Source organism: Maribacter luteus (assembly GCF_009674825.1).
GTDB lineage: Bacteria > Bacteroidota > Bacteroidia > Flavobacteriales > Flavobacteriaceae > Maribacter_A > Maribacter_A luteus.
The window spans coordinates 199,668-222,186 of record NZ_WKJH01000018.1 but is presented as its reverse complement, the minus strand read 5'-3'; the positions used below and the strand labels follow the sequence as shown (position 1 = coordinate 222,186).

12 protein-coding genes and 1 tRNA gene are annotated in these 22,519 nt (G+C 38.8%); 3 read left to right on the top strand and 10 right to left on the bottom strand.

Annotated elements, in window-relative coordinates; genetic code table 11:
• Positions 1 to 31: 31 nt before the first annotated feature.
• Entirely contained in the window at positions 32 to 415 is a 384-nt protein-coding gene (locus GJ691_RS12180) for an START-like domain-containing protein (RefSeq protein ID WP_154367241.1), read from the bottom strand.
• A 224-nt stretch (positions 416 to 639) separates the two neighbouring features.
• Here GJ691_RS12180 and GJ691_RS12175 point away from each other — a divergent pair.
• The 3 genes from GJ691_RS12175 to GJ691_RS12165 all read left to right on the top strand — a co-directional run bounded on the left by GJ691_RS12175 (position 640) and on the right by GJ691_RS12165 (position 2,278).
• A tRNA-Met gene (locus GJ691_RS12175) sits at positions 640 to 713 on the top strand.
• Positions 714 to 1,017: 304 nt separating this feature from the next.
• The gene (locus tag GJ691_RS12170) at positions 1,018 to 1,620 is read left to right on the top strand and encodes a YkgJ family cysteine cluster protein (protein WP_154367239.1); all 603 of its coding nucleotides are present in this window, start codon (positions 1,018 to 1,020) and stop codon (positions 1,618 to 1,620) included.
• A gap of 289 nt (positions 1,621 to 1,909) precedes the next feature.
• The gene (locus GJ691_RS12165) at positions 1,910 to 2,278 is read left to right on the top strand and encodes a DUF1801 domain-containing protein (RefSeq protein ID WP_154367237.1); all 369 of its coding nucleotides are present in this window, start codon (positions 1,910 to 1,912) and stop codon (positions 2,276 to 2,278) included.
• 126 nt (positions 2,279 to 2,404) lie between these two features.
• On the opposite strand, the gene GJ691_RS12160 is transcribed toward GJ691_RS12165, so the two are convergent.
• From GJ691_RS12160 to GJ691_RS12120, 9 genes are all read right to left on the bottom strand, one after another.
• Positions 2,405 to 6,460 (bottom strand): hybrid sensor histidine kinase/response regulator, encoded by a 4,056-nt coding sequence (locus GJ691_RS12160; RefSeq protein WP_154367235.1) that lies wholly within the window; start codon positions 6,458 to 6,460, stop codon positions 2,405 to 2,407.
• Between the two features lie 54 nt (positions 6,461 to 6,514).
• Entirely contained in the window at positions 6,515 to 8,356 is a 1,842-nt protein-coding gene (locus tag GJ691_RS12155; RefSeq protein WP_154367233.1) for a metallophosphoesterase, read from the bottom strand.
• Positions 8,357 to 8,379: 23 nt separating this feature from the next.
• Entirely contained in the window at positions 8,380 to 11,337 is a 2,958-nt protein-coding gene (locus GJ691_RS12150) for a glycosyl hydrolase 115 family protein (protein WP_179955114.1), read from the bottom strand.
• A 1-nt stretch (position 11,338) separates the two neighbouring features.
• Positions 11,339 to 12,403 (bottom strand): phosphatidylinositol-specific phospholipase C1-like protein, encoded by a 1,065-nt coding sequence (locus GJ691_RS12145; protein ID WP_154367230.1) that lies wholly within the window; start codon positions 12,401 to 12,403, stop codon positions 11,339 to 11,341.
• A 15-nt stretch (positions 12,404 to 12,418) separates the two neighbouring features.
• The gene (locus tag GJ691_RS12140) at positions 12,419 to 14,974 is read right to left on the bottom strand and encodes a glycoside hydrolase family 3 protein (protein WP_154367227.1); all 2,556 of its coding nucleotides are present in this window, start codon (positions 14,972 to 14,974) and stop codon (positions 12,419 to 12,421) included.
• A gap of 25 nt (positions 14,975 to 14,999) precedes the next feature.
• Positions 15,000 to 16,304, bottom strand: a complete 1,305-nt coding sequence (locus GJ691_RS12135; protein WP_154367225.1) for an alpha-L-fucosidase — start codon at positions 16,302 to 16,304, stop codon at positions 15,000 to 15,002.
• Between the two features lie 3 nt (positions 16,305 to 16,307).
• Positions 16,308 to 18,623, bottom strand: coding sequence for a GH92 family glycosyl hydrolase (locus tag GJ691_RS12130; RefSeq protein ID WP_154367223.1), 2,316 nt, complete (start codon positions 18,621 to 18,623; stop codon positions 16,308 to 16,310).
• On the bottom strand, positions 18,624 to 20,687 hold the full coding sequence (locus GJ691_RS12125; RefSeq protein ID WP_154367221.1) for a glycosyl hydrolase 115 family protein: 2,064 nt from the start codon (positions 20,685 to 20,687) through the stop codon (positions 18,624 to 18,626).
• A 139-nt stretch (positions 20,688 to 20,826) separates the two neighbouring features.
• Positions 20,827 to 22,500: a RagB/SusD family nutrient uptake outer membrane protein gene (locus tag GJ691_RS12120; RefSeq protein ID WP_154367219.1), complete on the bottom strand. Its 1,674-nt coding sequence runs from the start codon at positions 22,498 to 22,500 to the stop codon at positions 20,827 to 20,829.
• Between the last annotated feature and the right edge of the window lie 19 nt (positions 22,501 to 22,519).

The window sequence follows — 22,519 nt, the reverse complement described above, 5'->3', positions numbered from 1 at the left end:
AAAGATACATCTTAATTCCGTGTTGAATCCATTATTTAGATCCCAAAACCTGTTTCAGATCGGTAACTTGATTCTGCCATAACATCTTGGCCTCATCAATTTCATCCTCTTCCGCAAAATCGGTAATAAAAAGGGAAACGTCCTTAGTGATCTCATCTACGATGATCTTCATTTCAAAATAGGACCCGTCTTCATTTTCTTCCCACGCAAATCTCACGAACTCATCGCTCTTACGTTTTAATAATTTAGCTTCCTCTTCTGCCCCGTCCCAAATAAATTTGAACAGTTCGCCGCGAGAATTCACATTATCAGCAAACCACTCGGAAAGCCCGGAAGGGGTAGAAAGATATTGATATAATAATTGTGGTGATGATTGTATTACGAATTCAATTTCATATTTAGTCTTTTCACTCATTCGAATAGGTATTTAGTATGGGCAATATATAGAAAACTGGATGATAAAAAAATAAAACGGTTAGAATATTTTTTTTCAACTTGAATGTTGAAGAACAAAAAATTTAATTTTATATTTGCAGCCGCTTAGAACGACAGGGTTTGAATTCCTTTCTGGTTTTTGATGTAGGTCAAAACAAACAACCAGGAAAATTAAAACACTAATAGTCGGAATAATTTTATAATGGCGAGGTAGCTCAGCTGGTTAGAGCGTCGGATTCATAACCCGGAGGCCGAGGGTTCAAGTCCCTCTCTCGCTACAAAGGTCAACACCTATAAAATCAACGGTTTGTGTTCGCACAAGCCGTTTTTTTATACCCTCTACACAAATTTGGTCTTGAATAATAATTTTAAGAAACACCATACTTCATTAATATAAGTTTCAGGTATTGCATATAATATTTTAAATATCCAGGATAGTGGTAAATATGTAAGTACTGGTTAAGCCAACACAATAGACTACCTGAATGCTTGGTGTTAAATGGGCGTTACTAAATTATTATTTTCTTTTACAGAATTAAATGTTACACGCAAGCTTATTAAGTCTACCTTCGGTAAAAAACAATGTCGATAGAACGAAGGGTTCAATTAGTGGAAAACCTGTTTCTACAATTGGAGCAAGAAAGCACCAAGTTTCAACAAACATCGGGGATCAGCTGTGTTTCAGGTTGTGGAAAATGTTGTACACATCCAGATATAGAAGCTTCCCCTCTCGAATTCTTGCCTTGGGCCTTTCATCTATTTTTAAACGGGGAGGCAGAAGAAACACTCCTTTTGTTGAACAATTCAACCGATTTAACATGTATGATCTACAAACCCTTGTCCCTTATTGACCAAGGTCGTTGCAGTAATTATAAATACCGTGGATTGATATGTAGGTTGTTTGGGTTCGCTGCCAATACTGATAAATATGGGAAATTAAGACTGGCCACTTGTAAGATCATCAAGGAAGGACAGCAAGAGAATTATCACAAAACGGCCGAAGCGATTACAAAAGACCTGAGCATACCCGTATTTACGGAATATTACATGCAATTGAATCAAATAGATTTTCACTTGGGAAATATCATCTTACCTGTAAATAAGGCCTTAAAAATGGCTTTAGAGGAAGTCTTACAGTATTATGCCTATAGGCCAATGCCCGATATTGGAAAGGAATGTATTTGAAGTATGCCCTTTATACATAAATTTTTTTCTTAAAGTTTTTTCGGATCACTATATCCCATCAAACCCAGGAACAGCTAAATGAATCATTTAAAACACCCCTGACCTTAAATGTCCTCACGTGTTCTTAAATTTGTTTTAGATCAATAATTAACGATATGCAGATCGTTCTTGGATATCCATTCGATTCTATTAGCATTTCGTTACGAACAATGAACAAGAATGGATTAGCGGTAAATAACCCTACCACTGGGAAAATCGATATTTCATGGAAGTAATATAAGTCTTGAACATGATACGGGAAATCGACAGTTATTATTTAAACAAACAGGAGCCGAACAAAAGCTGTCTTCTTGCTTTACGCCAACTCATTCTAGATCAAGATGCGCATTTACATGAAACCGTTAAATACGGTATGCCGTGCTTTTGCTACAGAAACAAAATGTTCTGTTATCTATGGATAGATAAAAAAACCGATGAACCTTATATTTTGATGGTAGAAGGGAAACATCTAGCCCATCCTAAACTAGAAGCAGGAAACCGTAATAGAATGAAAATCCTTAGGGTAGACCCGACTATCGATTTACCCATTAAAACCATTATATCTATCTTAAACCAAGCATTGGGATTGTATAAAAATGGTACTGTGAAAATTAAATGATTTTTAAGGCTTCAGTGCGCTACCATTTAACAAATTAGGATTGAAGCATACCTACTGCTTTACTTCGTCTTTTTCCGAAATTTACGATGCGCAACTTTAAATTTATTGATTCTCACATTGAACCATCTACTTGATCAATTGGCTTGGGGAGTGGCCAAATTGTTTTTTAAAACATCTACTAAAATACAATGGATCATTAAAGCCAACCATATTGGCCACTTCCGATACGTTGTAATTCTTGGTTTTAAGTAGGATTGCTGATTTTTTTAATCGAATGGTCCTAATGAATTCATTGGGTGACATATCGGTAAGTTGGGTTATTTTACGATATAATTTAGAGGAACTCATTGCCAGTTCCGAGCATAACATGCTCGATGTAAATTCGGGATTTCCGATATTACTTTCAACAATATCCTTTATGTTGGAAATCAATTCAATATCAATTTCGGAATGTGCCAAACTGATTACATCACTCTCCAAATCCCCTGAAAACTTCCTTTTTAAATCAGAATGGATCTTTATGACGTTATCTATACGCGTTTTGAGCAATGCTGGATCAAAAGGTTTTACCAAATAACCATCTACCCCTATCTTATACCCACGTATCCTATTTTCATTTTCTGCCAAAGCGGTTAAAAGTACAACGGCAATATGACTTATATTGTCATCTGATTTTAAGGTTTCAACAAATTCAAAACCATCCATAACGGGCATCATGACATCCGCGACACACAATACCGGTTTTACTTTACTACAGAGCTCCAAGCCTTCTTTCCCGTTTTCAGCCTCGTACACCTTGTAATAGTCCGATAAATACTCTGCGATATATTTCCTTAATTCCGGATTATCATCGATTATCAATATTTTTTCTTTGATATTCGTATTGGTTTTAACCTTTTTTACACTATCTGAAGGGCTAAAACCTGTGATAAGCGGTTTCATGGGCTGAACTTTATTCTCTACCTGCTTAACGGGAATTGGATTGAATTTCTCTTCTTTTGTATAAGCCTTATCGTAAATCGGAAGTTTAACGGTAAAGATACTTCCTGAATCAGGTTTGCTTTCCACATTGATCGTGCCTTTATGTATTTCTACCAAAGCCTTGACCAAAGACAATCCGATACCGGTACCTGTTGTATTTTCCTTACTATTTTTGGCTTGATAGAATCTTGAAAAAATTTTCTCCTTGCTCTCAACCGGAATACCGATACCATCATCACTGACCTCCAAGATCAAGTTCTTATCATCTCCTTCCGAAACCCCTAAATACAAATCAACATTACCACCAACGTTGGTGAATTTCATGGCATTTGACAATAGGTTGTATAATATTTTGCTATACTTATCAACGTCTATAAGGCACTCCTGAGGTACATCCTCTACATTTAAATTAAAACTGATGTTCTTGGACTGTGCCAATTCATGGAAAGAATTGAAAATGTCATTGGTAGTTGTCAATAAATCGGTTTTAGCAACTTTTAGTTTCAGTTCCCCGGTTTCCGCCCTTCTAAAATCCAAGATCTGATTCACCAGTCGCAATAGCCTATTCGCATTTTGATGGATCAAATCGACCCTGCTCTTACTGTACGAATTAATACTTTCTTGCTCCAATAATTGTTTAACAGGCCCTAAAATAAGAGTTAAAGGAGTTCTTAGTTCATGCGATATATTGGTGAAAAAACGAAGTTTTTCATTATTCAGTTTTTCATCTCGCTCTCTTTTTACCTTTTCTAAAAGTAATTCCTGCTTTAATTTTAAGCGCAGTTTCAATTGTCGTCGCAATAAATATATCATCATGGACAATAGTGCGAGGATAATAAAAATTCCTTTATAACTTAACCAGAAAGGCGGGTGTATCCTTATTTTATATTCGGAAACAGTACTCCATTTACCATCATTATTACTGGATCTGATCTTAAAAACATAATCACCTGAGTATAGGTTTGTATATTGAACGGTCCTGGAGTCACTATTGGTCTCTATCCAATCATCATCAAAACCTTGCAACATATATTGATACTTGTTCAACCTTTGGTTCGTGAAGGATGGAGATGAAAACTGAACTGAAAAATTACGGTTTACATAATCTAGTTCCACGCTTTTAACAGAGTTAAGTTCCTCTTGAAAAGGTACTTGTCCGTTAATTTGCAATCCAGGCGTTATTTCTTTGTTCTGAATTTTAAACTCAGTGATTACGGGAGGAGGTGACCAATTGTTTTCAGCTATCTGTAATGGTGAAAAATGAATGATACCGTTTTTACCACCTAAATAAATTTTAGAACTATCGAAATTATAAAAACCACTGGAACTGAAAACATCCAATCGATTTCCACTGTTCACCTGATAAATATGTGCCGTCTTGTTGGGAACATCATATTTGGCGATACCATTATTCATATTCAACCATAGATAGCCATTTGAGTCCAAGGTCATTTCGGTTATCCACTTGCCTTTTAGCTCCTTTGGTTCCTCTACTGGACGAAAATCATCAAGATTGGGATCATATTCGGCCAGGCCCATTCGGGTTGCAGCCAGCACATTGCCAGAAAAATCGATCGTAATATCACTGACATTATTGTGGGGCAATCCGTAACCGGAATTTACCTGTGCCTGAAACAACTTATTCAATTTTAGATCGTCCCCAAATTTTGCAATTCCCCCTTCAGTGGCAAACCATAGATTCCCATTAGTATCGGCAACCACTTTATTGATTTGATATCCCGGTAATAATTTTCCAATGTCACCTATTATCCCAAGCGATTCAATATCCAAACAAACTGCACCTTCACCAAAAGAAGATATAATCAGAAAATTATCCTTATAATTTTCAAAATCGAAAATCGGGGAGCTTTGAAATCCCACATCAACGATTCTAGATGAATTTCTAACATAATCGTAAACCAAGACTTTTCCGTCCCACAAACCGCAATAAAAGGTTTTGCCATCATAGGAAAATATACTGGCAATATCTTTATTGTCATTAAAAAGTGGGGCTACATCATTATCTTTAAGAATGAATAGGCCATTATTGCGGGTTGCGACGATTAACTTATCATCAAAGGTCTTTGAAAAACCCCTTATCCTTGGGGCTTGGTTATCGATAAAAGAAGAAATGCCCTTGTTTAATTTAAATTGATTTTGAAATGGATCATACTTATCCAATCCTTCTTCGGTGCCGATCCATAAAACACCCGAAGCATCAAAGTACAAGGCAGAAACCAAATTATCTACCAAAGAGGTGTCATCCGATAAAACCGAATAGTGCCATTCGTAATTTCCCGTTTTTATTTCCTCCAAGGAATCACAAACCAAAAGCCCCCCCAAAGTACCTACCCAATACTTGTCATCAGGAGCCCTTGCCACGGACAAAAAATATGGCCCAAGTTTATTCCTCACCACCTCATTGTCTATATAGAGGTTCTCAAAGTTATCGGTATTCTTATTCCGTTTATAAAGTCCTTCCCGTGTACCAACGAAAATGTCCGATTTATGATCCTCATATATAAAATTCAAATACGGATTTATCTTTTCAGAATTAGGTATTGTAAGGGTATAACGTTTTAAATGTTCTATTTCCCCCCTGTCATTGAGTTTTATCCTCGCTACCGATCCCGTATCATAACTACCTACCCAGATAGTACCGTTTTTATCCTCAACTATTTCCTTTATATAATTGAAGCCTTCAATATTTATTTTTGAAAACCTTTCCTCTTCGGGAAAGAACATATAAACCCCTTTACTCTTTGTGCCCACCCAGACCCTACCGAACTTATCTACGTATATAGAGCGAATTTCCTCGTCAGGCAGACTATAAGGATTGTTATGGTCAGGCAGGTATGTAGTGAATAATCCGGTTTTTCTATCGAGGAGAGTTAAACCCTTTCGTGTTCCGATCCATAGATTATTTGTTTTATCATCGTGCAGCAGCACCGTAATATCATCATTGTTCATGGTATTGTCTTCCCCCGAAGTACTCATGAAAGACTTGAACTGATACCCATCAAAACGATTTAGGCCGGAAAATGTACCTAGCCATAAAAATCCATTTTCATCTTGAACGATACGCCTAACGGAATTATGGGAAAGGCCATCCTTGTCATTATAATGTTCAAACTTGATATTCTGCCCTTTACTAGGGACGAACGATATAAGAGCAAAAACTAAAACTACGTATCTTATCATGTTCAAAGGTTACATTATCCTGTGATACAATTATAAAAGGCCAAGGTACGAATGTTATGGTACAATGGATTCTACATTTCCTGACTCCAAATAGATCTTAAAATGATCCGAGGGTTCCCCATTACAAACTTTCATAAAAATATCGGCCCATAGCCGTAAGTTCCTATAATCAGATTTCTTTAATTGTTCACATACAATTTTATACCCTCTAAGCCTTCTACCGTCAATATCAGCAAATGCCAATTCATCGGCATTTCTGATTTTATAGAAATCATGAATCATATGCAAGCCTGTCCAGCTATCCAATGGTGCAATTTCCGTGTTTTTTTCCTGCAATCTTTTGTAGAAGGCATTATATTCTTCTTCCTGGTCAAATGCTAACCGCAGCAAGTCCTCTCCCGAAGATCGTATAAGGAAGAATTTCAAATCTTCAGGCCAGTCCTCTTTTAAAAATCGAAGACGTACCAATTCATTTAAATGCCAGGTTGTGAATTCTTTATAATTCTTGGCTTCCAATACTTCATCATTCCAAATGTCCTTGTCCTTTTTTTCTTTTAAATATGCATGCTCTTTTTCATAAAGTGAAAACAAATTATCAAATTCAGGAACCGAATCGATTACTATGGTCTCAATGTCAAAAACACCTTTTTCTTCTACAGTTAGTAGTTTATATCCTGGGATATATGCCGCAAGAGATGGAATTTGCACGTTCACCATGCTACCCGATTGCATATGACGGGTTCCTGTATCGTTCATATGCATATGGCCTCCGAAATGTACTTTTACCCCTGCTTCTATCAACATTTGGGAAACCGCATCATTGGGCATCCTATGCATTTGCATTTTATTTATTCCAAATAAGGCTTCGATATCGGGACCTGCCCCATCATAAAAATCCAACATAGGATAATGGCTAAAAACAATCAAGATTTTTCCTAATTCCTCAGCCCTAGTGGTGACCGATTTTATCCAATCCAACAAATGGGACTTATGCAAGAGCATATTATTATACCCAATGCTCGCACTACTGAAAAGTTTAGGGTCTTCCGTGCCTGTATTCGCTTCTGGCTTAGGTACATAAACATTGGCATCTATGGCTAAAAACCAAACATCATCAATAGGTTCTACCAAATAACTGGCATCGGGTATCTCCGGTTCATTTTCGTTGGATCTATATTTCCTGTTTTCGAATACCGCTTGTTTTTCGGCTTCTTTGAAATCATAGTTTACATAGTTGTAGGAAGAAAACGGGGATTCCCAATACCTGTCATTTGGTTTTGGGAAAAAACCGAAATCCTTCAATTCATCCAATATACCGACATATCCTAATTTCGCAATATCCTGTGTTATAATAACGGGTAAATCGTCATTCTTGGGTAAAAACATGCCTTTTTCACTAAAAATAGCTTGTGAATGGCCATTTTTACCTAAAAAATCTGTTTTACCAGCAGCCATACGAAAAGGTCGCACAGGATCATGATTACCTGTTGTAAGAATAAATCGAATACCATATTTTTGGGAATATTCGTTTAAAATACGTCTTAACCCACGAATATTGAAAGCTTGACCATCATCACTGAAATCACCCGGTAAAACCACTAATTTCACGCCCCTTTTTACTACATCATCCAAAGCCGCCAAGAAAGCAAAATAGTTTTCATTGAATAATCGGGTAGATTGCAATTGTGATTGCATAGTCCTGGCCAAGGTATATTTACCGGTTTTAGGATTTAACATACCCTTATAGTCATTGTCTTTGAATGACCCATAAATGTCCTGCAAATGCACATCTGACATAAAGGCGACCTGCAGTTCCTTTACAGAAGACTTTTGCTCTTCTTTACACCCTAAAAAAGAAATAATAAAAAATACGAAAATTACCTTGCGTAAAATCATATGTTCATCTTAGACTACTTTGACTACATTTTTGTTTCTGGCGGAAATGCATATGAGTCTTTCCATCCCCCAAGATCGATCAATACCTGATCCAGCATCACCCCTGGATCTACCATCCAGATTTTCAAGGTATGTTTTCCGGCTTTGTCAATAATTTGTTTGGCGGATTTTACCGAAGCATTCTTCAATACATTCTGTTTCCACTCATCACTTCGACCCAAAGTTTGAAAATCGACCAATACAGGCTCTGCATCATCAATGGCAAGGGCACACCTTACCCCTCTTCCCCCATAAAAGGCATGTGTGGGGATTGCTTGCACATTCACGTTTGCCTCTCCAAAATTAAAGGTATAAAAATCATATTCCAAAGACGGACTGTTGGCTATGATATCGGATAGATTTTTATGGGATGCCGCCGTTCTTGGTAAGGCTAAACAAACTTTATTGGAATACCCAATACCTTCAAAGGTTTCCCAATCAGCCTCGGTTCCTTTTTTCTTTCTAGTAAAGTTCTCGGCATTCATAGAGACAAAACCCTTATCCTCTACAAAACCTTTATAATTCTCCAACGCTTTGAATTTGGGATTGAATACCGATACACCAATTGTCGTCTTCTCTCCATTGGCTACAAAACCAATGGCAGAGTTTACCTTATAACTCGGCGGAATCAATTGGTAGTCATGCCCTAATGGAGCTTCTTTTTTGTTCTCACCTTTGGGTACCCGATCCCAATCAATGGTAACCCATAGTCGATTTTCGGGGTGGTCTTCATTGAGTTTCCCTGATATTTTTGATATCCGTATCCAATCTGCGATGGGTTTGGCTTCCCAAGAAATAGTACCCTTTCCCTTAAGAAATACATCTATATAATATGTGTTTTTAGTATAAGCGTTAAAAACCGGGAGTACATCGGCATAACTGTTAATGACCTCATTATTGACCTCCATCTGATAGCTTTCCAACGCCAATCCCAATGATGCAGTTTCGGATTCGGGTACTGCAGAAACCGAAGGTTGTGAAAACACAGGCAAATGTCTAGGCGCCATGGTCATGATATGGTTCCATTTACCACCTTTTAGTTTTGTGTTGTAATACTCGGTCTCCACTTGTATTGTTTGAAATGCTTCTTTGGAATTGTTGGCAAAATAGGAAGTGCTCTTACTTCCTTGGTCCGCAACAAATTGATTTTTATATGCATATAACCATTTTTGGTTTAAGAGGGAAGCTCCGGCCACAGGATAATAGACCAATTCATAAAAAGCGTCTTGCTGTGCTTTTGAAATCCTAGGTTGTAAGCCCTTTACTTTAATCAATAACGCCTCGTAAGCCTTAATCCTACCCATGACTTCATCGCCATAGTGAAATTGGGTTAATTCGGTTTTACCGGCTTTCGTTACCGGTTCTACTTGACTCCACCCCATAAATTCCGGTCTTCGTTGAAATGCCAACTTATAATAATCATTCATGATCTTGGTAATGGCAGCGGCGTTTTCCTTTCCGAATTCCCTTGTGGCCCATTGCTGATGGTGCACTTCCACAGCATTGTTTTTTTCAAAATCTCCCATGTTCCAGGCCATATCCAAAAACAGTTCAATATTGTATTCATGGGGTTTTATATCCCCACAATTCAAAATCCATAAGTCCCTCGATTTGAATCCATACGCCTTTGACATCTCTTCCCACATCAAAACTGGGTTGGTGGAGTTCAACCACAGATAATCGTGTGGCCTCCCCCAATACGATGTATGGTAGTACACCCCGGCGCCACCAGAGCGGGTTTGCTCTTGGGGATTGCTCAACTGGCGTATATACCCATAATTGTCATCGGTCCAAACCAAGGTAATATCCTCGGGCAGTTCCAAGCCACTTTGGTAATAATGCAATACCTCTTTGTAGGGTACAAAGGCTTGGGGCTTTGACACCCCCTTTTTAGAATAACGGTTCAAAATTTCACGTTGGTCGGTAATGACCTGTTCCAATAAATCTACTTGGGCCCCGGTATTATCCTCCCCTACGATCATGGGGGAATCGTGTTCGCCACGCATTCCAACGGTATAAATACCTTCGTAGTTTTGGGTTTCCTTCGCTCTTTTCCGGAATAAGTCCTTTATGGAGGTCGCATTCGTGTCATATCGATATTCACCCATACTTTCATGATCCCACTCCGCATTGATATTGCATAACATGGGTTCGGCATGTGAACTACCAACAACTATGGCATAAGCATCGGCAACTTCCTTATTTTTAGGATAATGATAAAAGGCTTTGGTGCATTTGTGCATGGCGGGCCAAATCGTATTCGCCCTTAATCGCAACAATAGCTCAAAAACCTTGGCATAGGTCTTTGGGCCAATATCGCCTGTTTCCGGCTCAAAGTTCAACGCGGCCCAACGTTGTAATCCCCAATCCTCATCATTGAGAAATAGGCCTCTATACTTCACCGAGGGGGACCCATAGGTCTTATTTTCTATGGAAAGTACCACGTTTTCTTTCTTGACCGGGGCTGAATCTGCCCACCATTCCCATGGGGAAACCCCTATTTTTCGGGATATTTCAAGTAGGCCGTACGCCGTGGCCCTTCTATCGGACCCCACAATTACCAGCGCTTTTTCAATATCCTTTGATGGGTTTTCCAAAACCTGTATATGATAGGTTTCCCATTTCCCTTTTATGGCCGAGACATCTATTTTCTTTTGTTTCACCAAATTATCAATGGCTTTACTTTTACCTAAAGTACCTGCGATAATCCGAAATTTGGATGTACCCCCCAACCGTATCTTCTTATCGGTCACCTTATGAATATCGTCAATCAACATTTGTGCAGTAATCTGCACAACCTCCGCATCATTCTTATCAATATGCAAAGAAGTCTGTTTGGTGCCAGATACGATAGGGAAATCGATCATACTTTGAGCATTCACCTGAACACATAACAGCACCAGTACCCATGCGCTTTTCTTTGAAAAGATTTTTGAAAACATATTATTGGGTTTTAATTCTTTCATAAGTACCATCCTTAAAAATGACTTTGTAATCCGATTTAAACAATTGCGATGGGATATAATAATCGGTTGAGATAACCTGGGCACCTGAGGCCTTGGCTTTTTCGAATTTCGAATAATCATTGTAACGTGCTTCCTTGGTCGCTGCATCTGCCCTTGTACGCACCAAATAACCTTTGGCCACTAGCTCCTGAATGTAGTCAAAATCCTTGATAGGGTTATTAATGATTCTAAAGGCCGCCTCTGGATTCCCTTCCTTACTATTTACAAAAAGCACGCGGTTCTTTAAACTTGGGTGCCCTTTCAAATACCTGTTTATTTTCGCTTCTTTTTCATCCAAAACAAACAAAAAACGACCCTTAACCTCACTAAGATCGGGCCAACCCTTGTTTAATATAGCCTCCTCCAAGGTATCGAAATCCCCACGTACTCCATCAGGAGTTATTAATTTATCATCCCCAAAAACGGATTTAATGGTTACATCAATCGAATTCAGGGCTTCTTCGGTAAAGGGCAAAGGGTCTCTTGTTCCCGTTACCTTTTGATCCTTTGTATTCATCAGAATGAATATAGGCGTATGATCGGGATGCCCATCGGACCAATTCTTGATGGCTTCCAATCCCTCTTTAAATAAGAGATAATGACTCCTAAAGTCAACATCCTGAATATGGAACATTTTCAACCCGGGTTGCCCCAGTTTGTTTTCCGTATCGAAGGCTAAGGGTTCTTGTCCCTCTGATTCTTCAATCGCCAAACCTTTAGGGTTTATAAAATGTCCACCTTTTGGGTCATAAAAGACATCCAGTTCCAAATTGCGCAAACCCAGATCCAATTGTTCAGTCAAGGGGATATGGCCATATTGCAATGACATGGCCTTGGCGGAATCCAATTCATAGAGATAGTCCCACAGAGGAGGTTCAATTGGGATTTTGTATGAATTATGACTTCCTATTACTTGGACTTCATTCAATTGAATATCAGACTCTTTGGTAGCACAAGAAATGAACAACACTAGACAAATACAGCAGATATATCTATTTCTCATTGTGCTGGTTTATGACTATAATTTTTCAGTTTTTTGAATTCTAATATCCTTGGATGAGGCTCCGATCATAAAGGTATATTTACCCTTTTCAAACGTCCATTCCTTGTTATGTTCATTCCAAAAACGCAAGTCTTTTTTGGATACCTTGAACTGTATGGTTTTCGATTCCCCTTTAGTTAAGGATACCCTTTTAAAACCTATGAGTTTTTTCAAAGGCCGTATAACGGTTGATTCCTTGATCTTATAGTATAATTGTACCACTTCGTCACCGTCGAATTCCCCAATGTTTTTTATTGTGGCAGATAGCATCAAAACATCGTTTTCCTTTTCGATTTTCATGCCACTATACTCAAATTTCGTATAACTTAACCCATACCCAAAGGGATACAGTACATCGCCCTTAAAGTACATATAGGTTCTTCCATTGGTAATTTCATAATCATCCATTGGAGGTAAATCAGTAATAGATTTATAGAAAGTAAATGGTAATCTTCCTGCAGGATTATAATCCCCGAACAAAACATCGGCAATGGCAGTACCACCGGCTTCTCCAGGATACCATGCATCTACAATGGCGGGGATATTCGCATCCATCCAATTGATGGCCAAAGAACTGCCCGCCACCAAAACAACGATCATATTCTTGTTAATGGCATACATTTCCTTTAAATAGTTGACCTGGTCCTCCGGAAGTTGTAATGACGTTCTATCCTTTCCTTCCTTTTCTATGGTTTTGTTTATTCCCATAACGGCTATAACGTAATCGCTGTTCTTGGCCGCCTCCCTATCCTCTTTATACAAATCATCGGTACTTCCGGGTACTTCCCAAAGTAATTGGCAAATGGCATCACCCCCATTGTCAAAATACTCCAATTTTATGGCATATTTTTTACCGGCTTCCATGTAAATAGGCACTTGATCTGTCGTAGCACCCCGATTATGCCATTCATCAACGACCAGCTCATTATTCAACCATAAACGAATGCCATCGTCTGAATTAACACCTATTTTATAGGCCCCGGAAGCATTGGGGGTTATATGGCCTGTCCAACGAATTGATTTATGCCTGTAGCTGGTATAGGGATCGGGAGGTTGGTTTACGGGGTCAAAATTCACTTCTTTATCCACACGGGTCTTGGGCGTACCTTCCAAAAATTTATCATCAAAATATTCGGCAAACAAACCTGGTTCATCATTGAAATCGTTTCGTAGGTTTTCCGCCTCTATGGGATTCAAATTACGGGCCGCAGTTTTCCATTTGACATAGTTTACCTCGACCTTATCCCCTACCTTATCGATTATACCTTGAAGGGGTGAAATGGGTGAAATGACCGGTAATCCACTATAATCGCCAAACACCACCTGATTGGCATTAAAACCTACCACAGCCAATTTCGTTATCGCATTGCTTTTCAACGGCAAGATGTTTCGTTCATTTTTAAGCAATACAATGGACTGTCTTGAAGTTTCCAAGGCAAGGTCCTGATGTTCTTTTGAGCCGATTACCTCCGGCGATATTTTAGTAAAGGGATTATTTGTTTCGGGATCGAAGACCCCCAATTTAAAGCGTGCCCTTAAAACCCTGGAAACTGCCTTATCGATACTTTCTATTGATACAAGACCTGCTTTGTATGCAGGCAGTAAATGTTTTGCATAGATATCATCTCCGCACTCCAAATCCAATCCTGCTTCTAAAGCTGCTTTACCAGCCTGCTCCTTATCGGTTACAAAATGATGCGATTTTTCGATATATGTAGGAGCCCCACAATCACTGACCACATACCCCTTAAACCCCCATTCATCCCTTAAAACCGTATTCAATAGCCAGTTATTCGCCGTACTGGGAACCCCATTAATGGCGTTATAGGCACTCATTATAGATTGCGCATTACCTTCTTGAATCAGGGTTTTGTAGGCCGGGAAATAATACTCACGTAATGCCCTTTCGGATATTTTGGCATTATAACCGAATCTATTTTCCTCCTGATTATTCGCTACAAAATGTTTGGGTGTAGATACTACCTTGAGATATTTATCATCATTGCCTTGTAGACCTTTTACAAATGAAAGTCCAATTTGGCTCGTTAAATACGGGTCTTCTCCATAGGTTTCTGGCGTACGTCCCCAACGTGGGTCCCGAGCCATGTTGATAGTTGGTGACCAAAATGTAAGCATATCGCTATATACGTTCTTTTGATCCTTACCTTGGTTATAGAAGTTCCATTTGGCCCTGGCCTCATCTGAAATGGCGGTCGAAACTTTATAGATCAAATCGGGATTCCAAGTAGCTGAAAGCGCTATGGCCTGTGGAAATACCGTAAAACGCCCTCCCTTTACCACACCGTGCAGGGCTTCGTTTCCGTGATAATACTTTTCGATATCCAATCTAGGAATCGCTTTCGCTGTGGATATCAATAGGGATACTTTTTCTTCAACGGTTAATCGATCCACTAAATCCTGAACCCTTTCTTCAATGGGAAGTTCAGAATTATTAAAGGAATAAGTTGATTGGGAAAGTCCCAATACTGGTAATATCCCTATCACAAAAACACATAAAAATCTCATCATCATTTACTTGTACTTAGGTTTATTCGCATTATTCAATAATAGCAACATTCGTTAGTTTAACCACCATCGGATTTGGCCATACTTTGTCATTGTAGAGTCTTTGGGCCCTAGAAACTGATATTTCCAATAACGCTTCATGTTGAATATATCGTGATTCTGGAATGTTCTCTGGCCAATATTCGACTACCTTATCATTCTGTCCCAATACTGAAATGGTTGTGGAATCGGTAGCCTTTAAATTTTTAAGCAAAAAACTGCGCCGTCTTCCTTTAAACCAATCCTTCTGCCCCGTAATAAATACATAAACCGCATTTTCATCTTTCTTTTGGGTAAACCAGGCATAACCATCCTTTATCGTTTTTTCCATAGGACGAACGCCTTTTATGGCTTCCTCATTTACAAACATCCACAACGCTATTTCCCGTAAACGTTCTTCTTGTTCAATCGGTATCTCCCCATTGGGCTTAGGCCCTACATTCATAAGGAAGTTACCCCCCTTAGCCCTAATCTCTATTAATTTCCCAATCAATTCCCCTCCATCCTTATACGATTCATTGGTCGGTTTATATTGCCATTGGGTACCCATGGTCATACAGGTTTCCCAAGGCCCTGGCATGGGCGCATCCGGTATCGTTTGTTCTGGCGTTTTCATTTCCCCCCTTGTTACTACAATATTGGGATCTAAGGAATGCACATATTGAACTAGCGGTCCTGTTTTAAATGCATCAAAAAAGAGTACATCTATTGGGCCATAATTTGAAACCAGTTCTTTGACCTGCTCTTTATCATGTGCCAATAATTCAGCATTATCGGTAATTTGACTTTTTTCCCGTTTACGGGAAATAAGTGTTCCTTGCTTGTTCAAAAAAGAAAAATCCTCTGGAGAAAAATATACCCCTACTTTTAAATCATATTTACGTAAGGCCTTAAACAGTTGCCCAGTAATATCCTTACCGTAAGGGGTGTTCATAATGTTAAAATCAGTAGTCTTTGTATCCCACATACAAAACCCATTATGGTGTTTGGTGGTAAAAACAACGTATTCCGCACCAGTGATCTTAAATAAACGAGCCCATTCATCCGCATCGAATTTATCCGGATAAAATGTTTTCGGAAGTTCGTTCATATATTTGTCCACATAATCTTCCGAGGCTCCAACCAAAGAATGGCTGATGACGCTTCCCAATTGTGAATCCATACTCCAATGTACGAATACACCAAAGCCCATATCCATAAAGTCTTCTTCTAAATCCGGTTTGTTCTTAAGTTGGGCATACGTCGTGAGGCAAACAGCTAAAAATAAACCAATAGTGAATTTAATTTTTACCTGCATAATTTAATCTTTGTTTATCGTTGCCCTACTGGACATTTCCAAAATCAATGTTCCTCCCTTTATAATCTCGCTGTGCCTTATTCTATAATTTTCAATAGGTTGTTCATTAAACCTCACTTGCTTGACCTGGGTGTTGTTTGGTGCATTATCCAACGTTTGTATAGTAAGGTTTTTGTCTGAATAATACTTGGGATTCAGTTTGATGGTGATTTCATCAAAAATGGGACTTCCAATTTGGTATTCAGGATTTACTTCAGTTCCCCCGTTCATTTGAAACAGCCCTATTTTCATCAATACGGCCAAACTTCCCATTAATCCTTGGTCCTCATCCCCATTATACCCTGTTGATGGTGATAAACCCGAAAAAGCTTTGTCTACTACTTTCCTTGACCAATATTGCGTTAAATCCGGACGACCTAATTCATTAAAAATGAAAGCTGTTTGAATCGAAGGTTGATTACCGTAATTGATCGGGATCCGACCATATTCGGGATGACTTTCCTGAGCATGTGACGTTCCTGCCGTAAAATTCAATTCTTCCGCGATTTTAAACTGCTCATTCAATTTTTCAACGGCCATGTCTTTCCCTCCCATAATAGCTGCCAGTCCATTTAAATCATGTGGTACAAACCAAGTGGATTGTGCTCCATTTGATTCAATAAAACCATGCTCAACCTGAAATGGATCAAAATCCTCATACCATTTTCCGTCCACATCCTTGGGTCTCATCCAGCCTTTGGATGAATCATAGACATTTTGATAGTTTTTAGATCTTTTTACAAAAGAATCATAATCATCCTGGTGCCCCAACTTCTTCGCTAATTGAGCCAACGTCCAATCTTGATAGGCATACTCCATAGTAAGACTGGCACCATCTTGATGGCTACCGAAGTTACCTTCGGGTATAGGATAGGGCACATAACCCTTATTGATATAATATTTTAAACCACCACCCAAATCGGTCTTATGTTCATAGCCGGCCTTTCCCATGATACCACCTGGCATATGGTTTTTTTTGAGTGCTTGATAAATTTCTTCTAGATTATTGGAAATGATACCTTGTTGTATGGCACTTACTATAAATGGCGTACTGGATGCACCGGTCATTACATAGGTATAATTACCCCCTGATGGCCCTCTTGGGATTAATCCCCCATCTTTTCCATATTGTAAAAGTGATTGCACAAACTCTTCCTTTATTTCCGGATAAACCAAGCCCCAAAGGGTATTGATCGTCCATTGTGCCCCCCAAAATGAATCGGAATTATAGTGGTTGAACTTTGGTTTGCCCTTTTCATCGAGTGGTAATTGTCCTACACGAAAGGTCTCGGCCGTATTGTCAGGATAAGCGCCATTTACATCACTGATAATCCTTCTGCCCTGCAAGGCATGCCAAAGGTCGGTGTAAAACCTTCGTTGGTCATTATCCGTTCCCCCTTTTACTTTAATTCTACCTAATAGGCCATCCCATTCATTTCGGGAATCCTCCACCACGGTGTTGAAATCCCAATTCGGTAGCTCTTCCCTTATATTCTTGGTTGCGTTTTCTATTGAAGTGTACGATATACCAGCTTTCATCAATACCGAATCTTCCGTAGGTGTTAACTTCAGTAGATAATTCCCTGTTTCGGGATCACGGGCAATGGATTCAATTGGGGTATTCAATTCAATCTTAAAATATATGGTCAATGGCTTTGGTCGTCGATGTGTGGCAACTGCTATAAGCTTACCTGATAATTCCTTATCCCCTGATTTTTCCAAAACACCTTCGATATTCTCACAAGGACCTAAAACCGTATTCAAATTGAACAAAATGCCCGCCTTCTTTTCTTTTGGAAATGAATATTTATGAAAACCAACACGAGTGGTACTCGTTAATTCCGTAATAATCCCATATCGTTCCAATTCCAAATAATGATAACCGGGATATATAGACTCCTTTTCATGACTGAACTTGGAGTAAAAATCAGAAAAAATAGTATTTTCATTCGACTTATCAAGGGTTACGGGCATTACCGACAACCCTGAAACCTGCCAAGCATGTATATGGCTAAAACCTTTAATGGTATCAACAGCATAACGATAACCGCTTCCCCATGCCCCATCTATTTCCGTATCCGGACTTAGATTCACCATCCCAAAAGGACGACTTGCGGAGGAAAAAAAGAACCACCTGGAATTTTCAGTATCCAAAATAGGATATACTTTATCGGATAGGTGCTCTTTTTCTACAACAGTGGATACCTTTTGTCGACACGAACTTAGAGAAACTAGAATCGTAAGAATGACCAGGCTATTGAATATATGGAATCTTTTCATTTACTGTTTTTTTAATAGGGCCAAATTTGTTTTAATGTCGCTCAACATTAGTTTTGAGGGAAAACCATTGTTTGGCCTCCGAATTTCCGGATTATACCAATTTTTCCATTTTTGGTTACGATCGCCTTCCAAGCTTCGCCTATGAATGGTTTCTAGTTGATCATTGGCTAATACCAATGTTTCCAAAGCTTTATCCAAAGCTTTAAAATCGTTCGTTTTCTCAAAGGTTTTCTTCAGTTGGGCCATTTGATGCAACGTATGCTCAAAATTCAATAGATCGTGGTATAAGTGAATAGGTAGTACGATGTAATCATAATAAAAAGTATCCTCTTTCTGCACCGATTTTTCTCCTTCAACAGCCAATTCGAGGGCTTCTTTCGCAAGTTTCAGGCGATTTTCAACATGTTCGTAATCTTCTTCAACAGCAGTATAATCATAAGGTACAGGAGTCTTTCCCGGTCTACGAATGGGGGAATTGCTCAAATAGGAAACCGTTTCCCGTATTTCCCATAAATGCTCTACATACCCCCCACGATCTAATTGGGCCTCGTGTAACTTTTTCATGGATTTTACGGCAGCTTCCGCTACGGTTGGTGCAAAATAACGTTGTGTCCAATCTTTATAGAATTGTTCACCATCAAATGTCTTTACGTCCTTAGATATTTCCGAAAATGCCTCTATATTGAGTAAAAATGGTCTAAACTGTTGTCCATTCACCAAGCAATATTTATCGGCCTGATAATTCTTTACCATATTTTTCATAATGGTATCCATTTTCTTGGGGTAAGGATCATGTACGGTATGGTTCAACCAAAAACCGGCATGCATATAGGTACCAAAACCATATCCTTTGGTACTTTTGGGAAGATGTTTGAATCCTGAAAAACCATCATCGGACCACGCTACCAACCAATCTTTGGGTGGATTTAAATTTTGATTGAACATTTCCATACCATCGGCATAGCACACCATGACCTTTTTCGCATTTGGATTATAATGATCTATCAAATCGCCAAGTACTTGGTAAACTTCATTGAAGACCTCAATTTTATCTTCACCACATGTACTTTTATATTCCCAATCCCATACTTGGTTTCTTGGTCTTAATGAAATAATATCAGCCTTTTTAAAGGGTGTTTCCTCGAAATAATAGGTCCATGTATCGATCCAATCCTGTTTGTGGTTTTTCCAACAATCGGCTTTGTTTTGATCTAATGGTTTAATTTTATAACCCATACTCACATCGATCTGTACCATCATTCCCTTGCTTTGGGCATAATCTATAAGACTATCTATATAGGTCTCCCTGATTGCATAATCTGGACTTAATTTTTTGTATTCGGGACGTATGAAGAACTCAGGACGCCCGAGCATGTCGAACAATTGAATGGCATTATAACGCAGTCTTACCAAAGAGTTGATCATTTCGGTATAACTTTCCCAATCATACTCCAATAATTTTCCGCGATAATTGGCCAATTCATCAACATCGTTTTCAAAATACCCTAGAATGGGAATCTGTGGAGGAGCTATCATCTTTGGCTCAAAATTGAATAATGCCTGTGAAGTTTTGGGTTGTGGCATCTTGCCTGTCCAATATTCCAGTGCATCCACACCTAGAATTTCTTTAGCGTAATCGTATATGGCATACTGCAGTCCTTGTGTGTCCGATCCCCCAATAACTATGGCCTGCACATTATTCTCTAAATCAATCTTACCCCAGATTCCGCCACGTGGACCGGGATTATCCTTCGTAAGGTCCAGTTTGCCTACATTGACCATTGTGCCGATCAATGTGTTGGAGTCTGGCGTACCTAAAATGAAAACGGAAGCATTGGGAGGTACTGTTTCCCCTTCGGAAACGACCCGTATATCAGCGTGCACAACCTTGCCTAAATCATTTTTTAAATCTTCAATGGTCGATAATTCAACGTCATCTGCATGTTTACCCGAAATTAAGTATATGGATGATGTATTCGTTGTATCATCGTTGCAGGATAGTATAATGATCATACCCATGAAAAGTAAGCAAACCACTCCAATAACATTTAGGTGTCTTAGCATAACGGTCTTAAGATTTGAATGGTGAATCTGTGCTTTAAGCAGTTAAAAAAGTAATAGAATACAGGCAGGTTTACTTTCCTGCCTGTATTAAAACTAACTCAAACTAATCAACTCAACTTTTATATATTCAATGTAAAATTTAGTACCCTGGATTTTGTTCCAATGAACCATCGGAAAGCTGTAACTCATTTGCAGGTATAGGTCGTAACAAGTGTATACTAGCATCAAAAGCTCCATGGTCAATAACCTGTGGATTGTAGAGATCAATACGTTCTTCCAATTTGCCTGTTCGCTTTAAAACCGCCCAACGATTTGCCTCACCTGCAAGCTCTAAGGCCCTTTCGTTCAGAATATCATCAATGGTTATCGTTGTGTATTCATTGGCCACACCTGTAGCCCGTTCCCTTACAATATTCAAATGTGACAAGGCAGATGCACTATTGCCTGCACCCAAATAAGCTTCTGCTGCTAAAAGGTGGGTACCTGCAACCCTAAAGACATAAGTGTCACGTGCACCTTCGGTTTCTTCATTGAAATCCTGATCATCGAACTTCTTGAAAATCGGGAAATTGGTTCTTTCCTGGTTCGCACTATATTGATACGTAGCACCAGGTATGTTATCAGGAAGACCAAATAAGTACTGATCTGGTTGATAAACATAATAACGATTCAATTTGTCTGCCAATTCTGTAGCATCAAGGGCATATTTAGGATAGAATATAACGGTATCCCCAGGTTGAATAACATCTTCTGGTAATGGACCATCATTATCAGCATCATAAGTATCTTCTATATCTGCGAATAAGGCTCTATGAATAGTAGCTTCTTCCCTAGTGTCATTATCTGCGAACAACGAATAGAAAAATGGTGTAGGCATGGCTCCAAAACCACTTGTTCCATAAGGACTAGTGGTCCTATTAATCCCAGGATAATTAAATACCTGGTTCATGAAAAGGGAATGCTTATTGTTGTTCTTGTCAGCCGCTAAACCACTATTTCCCCATTGTATGGCGAATAGAACCTCATCATTCACTTGGTTGTCATAATCGAAAACCTCAGCAAAAGATTGACTTCTGATATCATAATTACCAATAGCCTGCTCTGCCAATGCCGCAGCAGTTTCAAAATCATTGGTTTCAGCAAAAGAAGTATATGCCCTGGTTAGATAAACCTCTGCCAACAAGTGTTGTGCCGCCCTTTTTGAAAACCTTCCCGTATCTGGGTTACTCAATAAATTGGGTATTGCAGCTTCCAAATCAGTAATGATCTGTGCATAGGTTTCCGCCTCGGTTGACCGTGCATAATCCGTTCGTATACTTTGAGATTCCTCTAACTCCAACACTACACCGCCGTATTGCTGTACGAGGTTAAAAAATCCCAAAGCTCGTAACGCTTTTGCTTGGGCAATTCCGTAATCTTTATTACCTAAATTGGCATCGCTCCAATTGATTTGATTTTCAAATCTGTTTATAACGGTATTCGCTTTAGCGATAACACTATAATTATTGGACCAAACAGATAATCCTATTCCTGAATTTAAGTTAAAATAGTCGTTGGTAGCACTGAAAGAAAAAGTTTCACCTTTAGTGGCAAAGATATCGGTTCCCAAAAATTCGAAGGTATAGTCACGATAAACTTCTCGAAGACTACCGTATAAACCAACAACCAACTGATCCGCATTATCTTGGGTGATAAAGTTTTCACTGGTAATGTCTGAGTATATCTCTTCTTCAATATAGTCATTACAGGCATTTGATAGCATCAAAATGGCCAACAAGCCTAATATATACTTTAGGTTATTAAATATTTTCATCTTTTTGTAGTTTAAAAAA